Annotated in this window: 11 protein-coding genes; 7 read left to right on the top strand and 4 right to left on the bottom strand. The window is 70.5% G+C overall.

Annotated elements, in window-relative coordinates; genetic code table 11:
• The first annotated feature begins 236 nt into the window (after positions 1 to 236).
• Together ACWGLC_RS12475 and ACWGLC_RS12470 are read left to right on the top strand one after the other, a co-directional pair.
• Entirely contained in the window at positions 237 to 818 is a 582-nt protein-coding gene (locus ACWGLC_RS12475) for a hypothetical protein (RefSeq protein WP_452100201.1), read from the top strand.
• Between the two features lie 172 nt (positions 819 to 990).
• Positions 991 to 1,485, top strand: a complete 495-nt coding sequence (locus ACWGLC_RS12470; RefSeq protein ID WP_452100200.1) for a hypothetical protein — start codon at positions 991 to 993, stop codon at positions 1,483 to 1,485.
• A gap of 61 nt (positions 1,486 to 1,546) precedes the next feature.
• Here ACWGLC_RS12470 and ACWGLC_RS12465 read toward each other — a convergent pair whose 3' ends face one another.
• The 4 genes from ACWGLC_RS12465 to ACWGLC_RS12450 are packed head-to-tail and all read right to left on the bottom strand — an operon-like array spanning position 1,547 to position 7,457.
• Positions 1,547 to 1,933 (bottom strand): MmcQ/YjbR family DNA-binding protein, encoded by a 387-nt coding sequence (locus ACWGLC_RS12465; RefSeq protein WP_452100199.1) that lies wholly within the window; start codon positions 1,931 to 1,933, stop codon positions 1,547 to 1,549.
• 3 nt (positions 1,934 to 1,936) lie between these two features.
• The gene (locus ACWGLC_RS12460; RefSeq protein ID WP_452100198.1) at positions 1,937 to 4,531 is read right to left on the bottom strand and encodes a GNAT family N-acetyltransferase; all 2,595 of its coding nucleotides are present in this window, start codon (positions 4,529 to 4,531) and stop codon (positions 1,937 to 1,939) included.
• The gene (locus tag ACWGLC_RS12455) at positions 4,528 to 5,970 is read right to left on the bottom strand and encodes a lysine N(6)-hydroxylase/L-ornithine N(5)-oxygenase family protein (RefSeq protein WP_452100197.1); all 1,443 of its coding nucleotides are present in this window, start codon (positions 5,968 to 5,970) and stop codon (positions 4,528 to 4,530) included. Before ACWGLC_RS12455 ends, ACWGLC_RS12460 begins: the two co-directional genes overlap by 4 nt.
• Positions 5,967 to 7,457 carry a pyridoxal phosphate-dependent decarboxylase family protein gene (locus ACWGLC_RS12450; RefSeq protein ID WP_452100196.1) on the bottom strand — a complete coding sequence of 497 codons (1,491 nt, stop codon included), beginning with the start codon at positions 7,455 to 7,457 and terminating at the stop codon, positions 5,967 to 5,969. The genes ACWGLC_RS12455 and ACWGLC_RS12450 overlap by 4 nt, the downstream gene beginning before the upstream one ends.
• A 221-nt stretch (positions 7,458 to 7,678) precedes the next feature.
• On the opposite strand from ACWGLC_RS12450, the gene ACWGLC_RS12445 reads away from it, so the two are divergent.
• The 5 genes from ACWGLC_RS12445 (at position 7,679) to ACWGLC_RS12425 (ending at position 12,806) form a co-directional block, all read left to right on the top strand.
• Complete coding sequence (locus ACWGLC_RS12445) at positions 7,679 to 8,782, top strand: iron-siderophore ABC transporter substrate-binding protein (protein ID WP_452100195.1); 1,104 nt, start codon at positions 7,679 to 7,681, stop codon at positions 8,780 to 8,782.
• A 4-nt stretch (positions 8,783 to 8,786) separates the two neighbouring features.
• A complete protein-coding gene (locus ACWGLC_RS12440) occupies positions 8,787 to 9,896 on the top strand; it encodes a FecCD family ABC transporter permease (protein WP_452100194.1) in 1,110 nt (369 codons plus the stop codon).
• Entirely contained in the window at positions 9,893 to 10,951 is a 1,059-nt protein-coding gene (locus tag ACWGLC_RS12435) for a FecCD family ABC transporter permease (protein WP_452100193.1), read from the top strand. The genes ACWGLC_RS12440 and ACWGLC_RS12435 overlap by 4 nt, the downstream gene beginning before the upstream one ends.
• Before the next feature lie 110 nt (positions 10,952 to 11,061).
• Entirely contained in the window at positions 11,062 to 11,862 is an 801-nt protein-coding gene (locus tag ACWGLC_RS12430) for an ABC transporter ATP-binding protein (protein ID WP_452100207.1), read from the top strand.
• Positions 11,859 to 12,806 (top strand): siderophore-interacting protein, encoded by a 948-nt coding sequence (locus ACWGLC_RS12425; protein WP_452100192.1) that lies wholly within the window; start codon positions 11,859 to 11,861, stop codon positions 12,804 to 12,806. The genes ACWGLC_RS12430 and ACWGLC_RS12425 overlap by 4 nt, the downstream gene beginning before the upstream one ends.
• Positions 12,807 to 12,845 lie beyond the last annotated feature (39 nt).

The raw sequence follows: 12,845 nt of genomic DNA, 5'->3' as shown, positions 1-12,845 counted from the left end.
CTTGTCGTCGTCATCCCTCTCCATCAGCCCCCACCTCCGTCCCGCTTCGCACCTATATCGAATGTGTGTTCTAGTCTACGCCCCTCGCTCGTGCTGTGCAATGGTTATTTGGAGTCCGTGTGGGGGCTGAGTTCGGCTGTATGGGTAACGGTCAGCTTGTGCTGAGGTATATGTGGTGGGCCTAATATTTTGCGAGCCGGGGCGGACGTCCCGAATTCCCACAACGGAGGCAGTCCATGTCCCAGTCCATGTCCAAGACCACCGCTTATGTCGGCGCACTCGCCGCCGCGCTGCTCGTCGCCTCGGCGGGAACCGCGGGCGCACAGAGCTCCGAGTTGATCGGGTCGGCGACCGGATCGGTGTCCGGGTCCGATTCCGGGTTGGAATCGGGGTCGCTGGGATCACTGATGGGCTCGTCCAACATGGACGGTGACTACCTGGGCTCGGTCGGTGAGATGGCTCCGGCGTCGGTGACCGGCTCGCTTCCCGGCTACGCGACCGGCGTCCTCGGTTCCACGGCCACTCTCACGTGCAACGTCGGATCCGCCGCGACCGCTGCCGCCGGGCTGGCCGGCGTGCCGCTGCCGATCCCGATCAGTGGTATCTGCTCGGTCGTCAACCCGTTGGCGAAGTCGGGAGATGCCCTCATGGGTGGCGACACCCAGGGATCGGTCGACGCGGTGATCGGGGGCGTCCCGGTCGTCGGCACCTCGGTCACGAAGCACGTGGACACCTCCTCGGTGACCGAGCAGGTCGAGGAGATCGTGGGTGACCGTCTCGGGTCCCTCGCGGAGACCTCGCTGTCACCGCAGAACTGACTCAACGAAAGTCGTATCGGCAACCGCCGGGCCCGTTTGGCCCGGCGGCCGTCCGGCTACCTCAAAACAGTAAAACACTGTTCATTGTGGCGGGGTCTGATTAGGGTTGGTCCAGGTCAGGTGCGGTCCACACCTGGGGTCGCACACAGAATGTTCCACCTGGAGGTCGACCATGTTCAGATCCACCGCGGTTGTAGGAGCCATAGCAGCGGGCCTACTCGCGCTGTCCAGCGCGCCAGCACACGCCCAGCTCTCTTCGGATGTCCCAGACGACTACCTGGGCTCGATGGGTGAGGTTCTCCCGGGATCGGTGACCGGATCGCTGCCGGGCTACGCCACCGGGCCGGTCGGCTCCGTCGCCACCGCGGTCTGCAACGCCGGTAGCGTCGCCGGCCTCGCGGGAGTCGGCGTGCCGGGAAGCGTCCAGCCCGTCTGTATGGTCGGGCCGGCGATCGGCGAGTCGATCGACCACTTCATGAACGGTGACCACCAGGGGTCCGTGGAGACCATGATCAGCGGAGTGCCGTACGTCGGCAGCCTCCTGGCGGAGGTGGTGCCCACCGATTCGGCGGTCGACGCCGTGGGGACCGCGGCGAACCAGGGGTCCGGCGGCACGACGGGGCAGCTCTCGTTCGACTCGATCTCCTCCCAGCTGCCCGGTAGCTAGGGGCGCCGCGGGGCGGGCTCGGTCAGAAAACGTGACGCGATCGGGTGTTCCCGAGTCGCGTCTAGCGCTGGCCCCGGCCGAAGGCGTGCGGCTCAACCGGCTGCTTCGCCCGGGGTAGAGCCGCCACGACCAGTCGGTAGGACTCGGTCACGAGTTCGGACACCTCGTCGGCTGTCAGGGACCCGCCCGGACGCAGCGAGATCCAATGCCGCTTGTTCATGTGATAACCGGGCGTGATGTCGGCGTGGGCCTCGCGCAGCGCCATGCTGTCCGACGGTAGCGCCTTGAGGGTGACGATCGGTTCACCGCGGTGGTCAACCAGGAACAGGAAGATCTTCCCGGCGACCTTGTACACCTCGTATTCGGACCCGAACGGGAACTCCAACGTGGAGGCGGGTAGCTCGCGTGCCCGCTCCGCCGCCCGACGCTGGAGTTCCTGTCCGTTCATGGCCTAGGAGGTTACGGCACCCAACCGGGCCAACGGGTTGTCGAGATGCCCCGCGAACTGGAGTGAGCCCGCCTGGTCGGTGAGGTCGACCATCTGTCGGGTGTTGCGCAGCTGCAGCCGGTTGAGGCACGAGTGCTCGAACCGTGGCGAGAAGAGCGCGTCGCGTGTGGGTTCATGCACGCGTCCGTCGTCGTCGTCGAGATCCTCCAGGCACCGCCGTGCCTCGTCCCAGAAGGCGTCGGCGGCGAGCACACCGGCGCCGTCCAGGATTCCCGCCAGGTGGCGCAGTACCCCGTCCATCACGTCGGTGTGGACCGAGAGCGCGGCGGTCTCGGCGTCCAGCACGTGCTTGATCCGGCCGATCCGCTCGGGCAGGTCCCGCTCGCGCACCACGGCCACCTCCTCGCCGATGTCCTTGAACAGCGCGCGCCTCGGCCGATGCGCGGAGTCGATCACCAGGATCACGTTCTCGCCGTGCGGCATGAACACGAGCCCGTGCGCGAGCAGGCAGCGGGCGACCGGGGCGAGGTAGGCGTCGAGCAGCGCCCGCACCCACGTGCGCGCGGGCAGGTTGGAACGCTCGATGTGTTCGACGACGAGCGGCCGCCCATGGAGGTCCACGTGCAGGAGCGAGGCCAGTGTGAACGCACGCTCGCCCCGGGCCAGCCGAGGGATCGGACTCTCACGCCAGAGGGCGGCGATCATCTTGGTGTGGGGCCCCTCGTCGGAGACGCCGGCCGCGGCGGCCCGGTGGTAGGCGTCGCCGGTGTAGCCGACGGCCGCGACCTCGCGCAGGAGCCCGAGTCCGAGCCGTCGCAGCACGGGGTCGGAGTCGACGATGTCGGCCACCCAGTCGTTGACCGCCGGGGTGTCGCGCATGTACTTCGGCGACAGCCCGCGCGTGAAGCCCATGTTCTGCACCGCCAGCGCGGTCTTGACGTAGCCGCGCCGCGGGTCGGTGACGTCGAAGAATGTGCGCACGGACTGCTGGGGCCGATACTCGTGTTTGGACTCGCCCAGGTGGACGAGGTCACGCCGGGCCAGTTCCGGCGCGAACGCCACGGCGATCTTGTGCTCCCACTGCCACGGGTGGACCGGCAGGAGCCGGTAGTGGCCGGGGTCCAGGCCCAGCGCCCGGAGGTGTCCGTGGCAGCGATCCAGGGTGTCGTCGCCGAACTCGCGCCGGTAGTGGGTGTCCTCGTCGAGGCCGTCGACGGTCGCCAGGTGGCTCAGGTCGCGGCGCGCGGCCAGCCACACCAGGCGCGTCGGGGCGGGGGACTCCGGGGTCAGGCGGTGCCGGTCGCCGAGCCCGAGCCCGATCCGCGCGTTGTTGGCCACGAACCCCGGGTGTCCCTCGGTCATCGCCGCCTCGACCTCCTGAAGCCCGGCCTCGGCGAGCTCCTGGGCGGGCCGGTCGCGGTGGTGCAGGCAGAACGCGGCCGAGCCGAGGGTGGCAGCGATCTCCTCGAGGTAGGTGCCCATCAGATCGGCGGGGATCCCCAGCGACGGCGCGAGCGCGATCACCAGCGCCTGCGCATCCGGTTCGGCAACGGCGCCGTCTCCGATCCCGGAATCAGCTCCGGGTCCCAGATCTGCAGCGCCGCCACCGTCGACTTCGCGGCGCAGTGATCCGGCGTCGATCACCCAGTGTTCCAGCGGCAACAGCCGGGCGAGAAAGGTCCAGCGCTCGTCACCGGCGCGGACCTCGTACCGGCAGGTTCCGGCGGCAGCCTCGGCGATGGGCGTGGGCGAGAGGAGCCGTTCGTGGGAGAACTCGGCGAGGATCTTCGCGCACAGGTGGCGGTGGGCGCGCCGCATCGCGTGGCCCGTCAGGTGGGTGTGTGACGGCGCGTGTGAGTACGACGACGACAACGTCGCCCCCGGCACCAACGGCCACGTCCCGCGCCCGATCTCGGACCGCGCGAAATCGTCGTCTCTACAAACGGAGAGTAGGGCGGTCTTGTCGGGCAGGGCCACCGGTCCTTCCTCCCGGAAGCCGGCCCGGGCGTTGAGCCGGTGCACTGCGGTGTTCCGGAGGTCTGGCTCGACCACCAGCCGGCGGACAGGCGGCCCGACCGGGATCGCGGGATCGGGCGCGGCGGCATGATCCGGCGCACCGGCATGCTCGGAAGCGGGGGCCTCCGCGAACGCGGTGCCGCAGATCGCCCCCATGACGGCGGCCGTGGTGCCGGGCACCGGGGTGCGGGTAGGCGCGACCAGCAGGTGCATCCCGAGGTCGCCCGGCTGGTGCGGATAGTGGCCCGCGAGCTCGAGGATCGCCGGGTCGTAGAAGACGGCCAGGCCCACACGCAGGCCGTCGATCCGGACCACGTGTACCCGACGGTGGGGCGAGGCGGTCCAGTCCGCGAAGAACTCCTCGACCTGCTCGGGCGTCGTACCGCGCATCCCCCAGTACTCGGACTCGGGGTGGTTCAGCCAGGCGTGCAGGGTGCGTACCGTGCCGTCGGGGCGGGTGAGGTCCAGGGGTTCGAGTGTGACGATGCCCGCCGGCGTGCGGTGCGCGCTGACCGGGTTGCCGCCCGCGGGGCGGTGCGTGGCGCGAAGCGGGGCGGCGTCGGTCTGGTCGGTGATGCTCATCGGACCTCCTGGGGTCGGGTCGCCGGAACGAAGGACGGGGCGCGCTGCCGGCCGGGTTCCGCAGCGGGTGCGCCGAACTGCTGGAACGCGATGCTGGTTTCGATCGGGTACACCTCGTGGCCGCAGATGGTGCGCAGGATGATGCTGTTGCGCATGGCGCCCATGCCCAGATCCGGTGCTGTCAGCCCGTGGGTGTGCTCCTCCGCGTTCTGGACGTGGATAAAGGAGTGCGCGCGGTCGATGGTGTGATCCCGGGCCACGCGGTAGCGGCCGGGGCCGGCGTCTGCTGAGGGCTCGCGGTCGATGTCGGAGGCGATACCTTCGAGAAATCGCGGCGGCGTGGGGGAGTAACCCGTGGCCAGCACGAGCCCGGCGGTGTGGTGTGACCACTGTCGACCTGTGTCGTTGCAGTGCAGGTCGAGCCGGATCGATCGGTCCACCCCGGCTCCGTCGAGCGTGGTGGCGGCCGCCAGGAGGCCGGGCTCCAGTCCGTGGACGGACCGCTGGTAGAGCAGGTCGTGGATTCGATTGATCAGATCGGAGTCGATGCCCTTGTAGAGCGAGCGCTGCTCGCGCAGCATGCGGTCCCGCCGGTCGACGGGCAGGGCGTGGAAGTGGTCGATGTACTCCGGAGAGGTCATCTCGAGGGTGAGCTTGGTGTACTCCATCGGGAAGAACCTCGGGGAGCGGGTCACCCAGTCCACGCGTGGACCTCCTGCGTCGGAGTGCGGACCACCGCCGGACGCGGACAACAGATCGTGGTAGACCTCCGCTGCGGACTGGCCGCTGCCCACCACGGTCACCGACTCCAGCGCCAGCAGTTCATCGCGCCGGTGGAGGTAGTCGGAGGCGTGCAGTGCCACCGCCCCACCGGTGTCCAGCGGGGTCGGGTCGATCGGGGTCCACGGGGTGGTGCCGATTCCCAGCACCAGATGCCGGGTCCGATAGACCTCGGTGCCCTCGGAGGTGATGGCCGTGACCCGGTAGACGGGCGCCGGGTCGACGCGGTTGTCGTCGTCATAACCGTCGTCATCATTGTTCTCGCCCGGTGCAGTGGGCTCATCCTCGCGGCGGACGTCGACCACCTCCCGCCCCCAGCGCAGGCCACCCACACGCTCGGCGGCCCAGCGGCAGTAGGCGTCGTACTCGGCGCGCAGCGGCTGGAAGTCTTCACGGATGTAGAAGGGGTACAGTCGGCCGGCCTGCTTGAGGTAGGCCAGGAACGAGTACGGCGATGTCGGGTCGGCCAGGGTGACCAGGTCGGCGAGAAACGGCACCTGGATGGTCGCGTCGTCGAACATGAGCCCGTGGTGCCAGGCGAAACCGTCGCGGGCGTCGAGGAATACGGCGTCCAGGCCCAGTGGTTCCGCGAGGCAGGCCAGGCCGAGGTTGAACGGGCCGACGCCGATTCCCAAAAGGTCGTGGATCTTCTCGCTCACGTGAGCACCTCCGCGGCCGGGGCCGGGCGCAGTCCGTCGGCGATGCGGCGGGCGGCGGCGCGGACATCGGCGAGGACGATCTCGACATCGACGTCGGTCAGATTCGGGTCCAGCACGGTGAGCTTGAGGCAGGGGCGGCCGTCGACCACCGTCGCCGCGACGAGCGAGTGACCCTCGGCGAAGAGGATGTCGCGCACCGGGCGGACCAGGGAGTCGAGGGGGCCGTCGGGTCGCGGGCACGGCCGGAACAGCACGGTCGACAGGTCCGGCCGGCGCACCAGTTCCAGCTCGGGATCCTCCTCGATGATCCGCGCGATTCTGCGGGCCGAATCGATCGATGCGTCGAGTAGGCGTCCGATGCCGTCGGCGCCCAGTACCCGCAGCGTCATCCAGAGCTTGAGGGCATCGAAGCGGCGGGTGGTCTGCAGCGATTTGTCGACGGCGGCGAGATCTCCGCTGCCCGAGGCGTGGTGGTCGCCGTCAGCCGGGTTGAGATAGTCGGCGCTCACGGTGGAGTGGCGGAAGCCGGCACCGTCGCGCAGGAGGAGAGCGGAGGCGGCGACGGGGAGGAAGAAGGTCTTGTGGAAGTCGACCGTCACCGAGTCGGCGGCGCCGATCCCGTCCAGGAGTGCACGGTGTGCGGGGGAGACGAGTAGCCCGCCGCCGTAGGCCGCGTCCACGTGCAGCCACACGTCGTGTCGGTCGCAGACCTCGCCGATCGCACGGAGCGGATCGATCGCGCCGTGGTCGGTGGTGCCGGCCAGGGCCACGACGGCCGCGACCTCGTGACCGGCGTCGGCGAGTGAGGCCAGAGTGCGGTCGAGGGTCGCCGGATCCATGCGGTCGCCGTCGCCGGGCAGGGCGATCACCGCGTCGGGTGCCAGTCCGAGTAGTCGGGCGGCCTTGACCACGCTGAGGTGGGCGTGCTCGCCGGTGACGATGCGCAGGTGGGCGAGCCTCGAGCAGCGGTCGCCCGAGCGTCCGAGCCGGTTCTCGCGGGCGGTGAACAACGCCTGCAGATTGGAGGCGGTGCCGCCGGTGGTGAACACCCCGTCCGGCGAGGTCGTCCCCTCCCGGGATTCGAATCCGATGAGGTCGGCGACCCAGTCGATGAGCTTCTGTTCGATGAGACAGGCCGATGTCCCCTGGTCCCAAGTCTCGACCGCGGTGTTGACCGAGGTGGCGAGAGCCTCCGCGGCGATGGCCGGAATGGTGATGGGGCAGTTGAGGTGGGCCAGGTAGCGCGGATGGTGATATCCCACCGCGTGGTCGAGATAGAGTTCGCGCACCTCCTCGAAGGCCTTGTCGAGAGTGCCGAGCGGTACCGAGAGGTCGACGGCGGCGGTGCGTGCGGCCAGGTGCGACGGCGACGCCGCGGACCGGGGAGTCGCCCGGTCATCGAGATATCGACCCACTTCAGCGGTTGCCGCGGCCAGGGCAGCGGCATGCTCCTCGCGGCTGTGGCGGCTCAACAATGGATCGTTCACAGGCTCTCCGACCTACTCGGGGACTTGGATACCGGCGAACGGTAGGGAGGTTAGGCTTGCCTAAGCAAGGGTGGGGTGGGATGAATCACATTATTGGGGAGGTGAAGTGGGAATGCGCATTAAGGCGCTTGCGTCGGGCGCCGTCTGGCCTCTACTGTTTCGCACACCAAGGTTAGCCAAGCCTAAGCGGACTGGCTGCGACACTCAGGGACGGAGAACCCATGACCACACCCGCCGCACGATCCCGGCTCGACGTCGCCCCATCCGGCGCCGCGCGCCCCGGCGGGCGGGTCATCCTGCTCGTTCTCGGTGTGATGGTCGCCCTCATCGCGCTGGTGGCTGGCTGCTCGACCGGTGCGGTCGACGGTGGCGGTGACCAGGCGGTGACGGGAGATGTCGAGCGCCAGGGGAGCTTCCCACGGACCGTCACCCACGCCTACGGCGAGACCGAGATCCCGGAGGCGCCGACCCGCGTCGCCACCGTCTCGTGGGTCAACGCCGACACCTCGCTCGCGCTGGGCGTCGTCCCGGTCGGGATGCCCCGCAACTCGTTCGGGGCCAACGCCGCCGGCTCGACGGACTGGTTCGACTCGAAGCTCGAGGAGATGGGCGGCACGATGCCCGAGCTGTACTCCGAGACCGACGGCATCAACACCGAGGCGATCGCCGCACTGCAGCCCGACCTCATCCTGGGCGCCTACTCCGGTATGACGGCCGAAGAGTACGAGACGCTCTCCAAGATCGCCCCCACAATCGCGATGCCCGAGGGCGATGTGGCGTTCGGCACCGCGTGGCAGGACTCCACCCGGCTCATCGGTGAGGCCCTCGGGCGGTCCGAGGCGGCCGAGGAGCTCATCACCGATGTCGAATCCCAGATCGAGCAGGTCGCGACGGATAACCCGGACATCCAGGGGACGACCTTCGTGTATGGAACCGTCGACCCCGAGGCCGCTGAGAAGATCTACGCCTTCACCGACGTCGACAACCGCCCCCGATTCCTCACCGAGCTGGGGATGGTCCAGTCCCCGGTGGTCTCCGAGGCCTCCAGCGGGTCGCCCGACGAGTTCGCCGTGTCCTGGTCGCCCGAGCGCGCTGACGAGCTGGAGTCGGACATCCTCGTGACATACGCGACCTCGCCCCAGGTGCGTGAGGCGATCGAGTCCGACCCGCTGCTCGGCCGGATCCCCGCCGTCGAGGCCGGTCGGATGGTCCTCCAGACCGACGAGCAGCAGGTGCTCTCGATCTCCGCGGCATCCCCGCTGAGCCTGCCGTGGGCGCTCGACAACGTTGTTCCCGACATCATCACCGCAGCACAGCAGTCCTGATCACGTGACCACCATCGACGATCCCACCACGCCGTCGGTCACCACACCGGTGACCGCGCGGCCGCCACACCACGGCCCGAGTCGGGCAGTGGTGGGCACGGTGGTGTCGGTGGCGTTGCTCGCCGTTGCGATCGCGGGGTCGCTGTTCATCGGTGCCCGCACGGTCGACCCGGTGGTGGTGTGGTCGGCCCTCACCGCCCTGCCGGGTCAGGTGCTCTCCGGCGATCTGGCCGCGGCGCTGGCTCCCGGTTCGAACGCCTCGATGGACGAGGTCGTGGTGGCCGCACGGGTGCCGCGCACGATCACCGCCATCCTCGTGGGAGCGGCGCTCGCGGTAGCCGGGGCCGGCCTCCAGGGCGCCACCCGGAACCCACTCGGTGACCCGGGGCTGCTCGGCCTCACCGCCGGCGCCGCGCTCGGAGTGGTGCTGGGGCTCGCTCTCGCGCCCGCCGCAGCGCCGTCGGCCGTCTCCCTGTTCGCCGTTGCGGGCGCCCTCGCCGCCGGACTGGTGGTGACCGGCGCGGGAAGGCTCGGGGCGGACTCGGGCACAGGTCTCGTACTGGCCGGGGCCGCGGTGACCGCCGGCTGCACGGCCGTGACCTCGTCACTGGTCATCGCCCTGCCCGCAGTTCTCGACCGCTTCCGCTTCTGGGGCCTCGGGTCGGTGGACCGCTCCGGGATCCCGGAGATCGGGGCCGCCCTGCCGTTCATCCTGCTCGGCCTGGTGTTGGTCCTGGCCGGGGCCGCCACTCTCGACGCGCTCGCGCTCGGCGACGACCTCGCCCGCGGGCTCGGCGTGGGCCCGGCCGCCGGCCGGGCGGTCGTGCTGTCCGGGGTGGTGATCCTGTCCGGGGTCGCCACCGCGCTCGCCGGCCCGATCGCGTTCCTCGGACTGCTCGTCCCGCACCTGCTCCGTCGCCTGGTGGGTGTCGGCAACCGCGTGGTCCTGGGGCTGTCGGTGATCGTCGGACCCGTCGTCCTGCTCATCGCGGACACCGCCGGGCGGGTCATCGCCCCGCCCGGTGAGATCGCGGTGGGCGTGATGACCGTCGCGATCGGCGTCCCGTTCCTCATCGCCCTCCTTCGCGCCGGCCAGGGGGTGAGCACCTCGTGACCGCAGTACTCGACAAGCCGACGACGCACGCCGATACGGCTCAGATCGTCCGCGCGCTCTCCGCGCGCCGACGGCGTCACGCGTTCCGTGTCGTCGTCGGTCTGCTCGTGGTACTCCTCGCCGTCATGGCGGTGCGGATCCTGCTCGGCCGCTACACCGTCACCATCCCCGACTTCCTGGCGATACTCGGCGGGGCGCAGATCCCCGGCGCGACATTCGTCGTCATGGAGGACAAGCTTCCGCGTGCTGTTCTCGGAGCGCTCGCCGGGTTCGCGTTCGGCGCGTCCGGAGCGCTGTTCCGCCGCGTGCTCGGCAACCCCCTGGCCAGCCCGGACATCCTCGGCATCGCGCACGGGGCCTCGGCCGGTGCGGTCGCCGGCATGGCCCTGTGGGGCCTACGCGGGATCGCGATCGTGCCCGCGGCGCTGGTCGGCTCGGGCGTGGCGCTGGCGATCGTGCTGGCCGCCTCCGCCGGCAGGCACACCGGGATCGTCGGCCAACGGTTCCTGCTGGGCGGCGTGGCCGTCGCCGCGCTCGGCACCGCCGTGGTCACCCAGCTCATCGCCCGTCTGACACTCAGCGGCGCTCAGGAGGCCGCGGTGTGGACGGTCGGATCGCTCTCCGGTGCCTCCGGCCAGCGGATCACCTGGCTCGCCGCGACGTTGGTCCTGCTCATCCCTGCGGGGGTGTGGCTGCACTCGGCGCTCCGGCCCGCCGAGTTGGGCCCCGAACTCGCCGTGGGCCTGGGCTCACGCCCCGCGCCGACCCGCGCCGCGGCCCTCGGGGTGGGCACGATGCTCGCCGCTGCCGCTACAGCTGTAGCGGGGCCGCTCGCCTTCGTCGCACTACTGTCCACCCCCATCGCCGGTGCGCTCGGCCGCGGACGGCCCCGCCTGCTCACCGCCGCGCTGGTCGGCGCTGTGATCGTCGTGGCAGCCGACATCGTGGCCTCCGAGGCGTTGAGCACCGTCGACCTGCCCACCGGCGTGGTGACCGGCGCACTCGGCGCCCCCGCCATGCTGTGGATCCTCCTGCGCTCGAGAAAGGTGGTCTGATGACCCTTCCCGCGAACACCGCCGACCGCGCGCCGACGTCCACGCCCGTCGCAGAGACATCCTCTCGTCCGGCATCCGCGGCCGGGCCGGAGGCACAGCCCGCTTTCCGCATGCGGGGTCTGACGCTCGGATACGGCGCAGACCCGGTGATCCGCGATCTCGACCTCGATATCCCCGCAGGCCGGACCACCGTCCTCATCGGCGCCAACGGCTGCGGCAAGTCCACCATCCTGCGCGCGCTGGGCCGCCATCTGCACCCGATGTCGGGAACGATCGAGGTCGCCGGGCGGGACCTGGCCAGGATCAAGGCGCGCGAGCATGCCCGGTCGGTGGCGTTCCTGCCGCAGTCGCCGTTGGTGCCGGAGGGGCTCACGGTCGCCGAGTTGGTCGCCCGGGGGCGGCATCCTCACCGCCGGTGGTGGGGAGGTGGTGACGACGACGAGGGGGTCGTCGCCGAAGCGCTGACGCTGACCGACACGGCCGGACTGGCGCATCGCCGGGTCGATGAGCTGTCCGGCGGGCAGCGGCAGCGCGTCTGGGTGGCGCTCGTGCTGGCCCAGTCGACGCCCACCTTGTTGCTGGACGAGCCGTGCTCGTTCCTGGATCTCGCGCACCAGCTCGACGTGTTGGACCTGGTCCACGATCTGCCGATGCCCGGCGGGTCGCGCGAGCCCGGTGCCGGACGGCGAACCGTGGTGGCCGTCCTGCACGAGCTCAGTCTCGCCGCGCGCGTCGCGGATCATCTCGTGGCGGTCGCCGAGGGCGGCGTGGTGGCCGCCGGGCCGCCCGACGAGGTGATCACGCGCGAGACCCTGCGCAGGGTGTTCGACCTCGACGCAGACATCATCACCGACCCGGTGACGGGACATCCCGTGGTGCTGCCACGGAGCCGACGGAAGGGGACAGCATGACCGCTATGGCTGTAGAGGCGCCGATCGTGTGCTCGGAGACCCGGGTGATCGACGTGCGACGTATGGGTCAGTCGTACATCCGGCTCGTCGTGGCCGGTCCCGACCTGCTGAGGTGGTCCGCCGATGTGGTGGACCCGGGAACCGTGGCCGACGCGTACGTCAAGCTCTTCATCCCGCCGCCGGGCGGGCCCGGGGTCGTTCCAAATCCGGAGGACATCCGGGCCTGGCTCGCCCTGCCGGAGGCAGAGCGGGGCTGGATGCGTACGTACACGGTGCGGCGGGCCGACACGGTGGACCTCGACGGCGAGCAGGTGCCCGCCCTGACCATCGATATGGTTGTCCACCCCGGTGACGACGAGGGGCCCGGCTCCGGCTGGGCACGCGGCGTCGCGGTAGGGGACGAGCTGCGGATCGCCGGCCCCGGGCGGGGGCACGCGCCGTGGGCCGCCTGGGCGCCCGGACAGGCAGGAAGCATCGTGTGCGCGGGGGACGAGACCGCCGCGCCCGCATTGCTGGCGATCGCCGACGAGCTCGCGGCAGGACCGGCCGGGACCGAGCATGCCGGCGCCTCGGCTGCGCGCCAGGTGAGCATCGTGATCGAGGTGCCCACCGAGGGTGATGTGGTCGCGATGGCGGACGGCGCGCCCGGGTTCGTCACTGTCCTGGCACGGTCGGGTGAGCCCGGTGAGGCAGTGCTCCGTCACCTGGCGGGCGTCCTCGATCTGAGCGCGGGGTGCGTCGAGACCGTGATGGGTGGTCACCGGCCCTCCGAGCGTGAGTGGCAGCCGGCCACGGCCGTGTCGGAGGGCGACCCGTATGTGTTCCTCGCCGGCGAGGCCGGGCTGGTCAAGGCGATGCGCAGGCTCGCCGTGGACGCGGCCGGGATCGCAAAGGGCTCTGTGGCTTTCATGGGCTACTGGCGGCGCGGTGCCGCCGAGTCCTAGGGGGCCCGGCCAGTGGTGGGAGTAGTGGCGCGAGTAGTG

This window comes from Dietzia sp. NPDC055877 (assembly GCF_053615975.1).
Note: the sequence above shows the minus strand (reverse complement) of the source record. Positions and strands in the feature narration are given on the sequence as shown.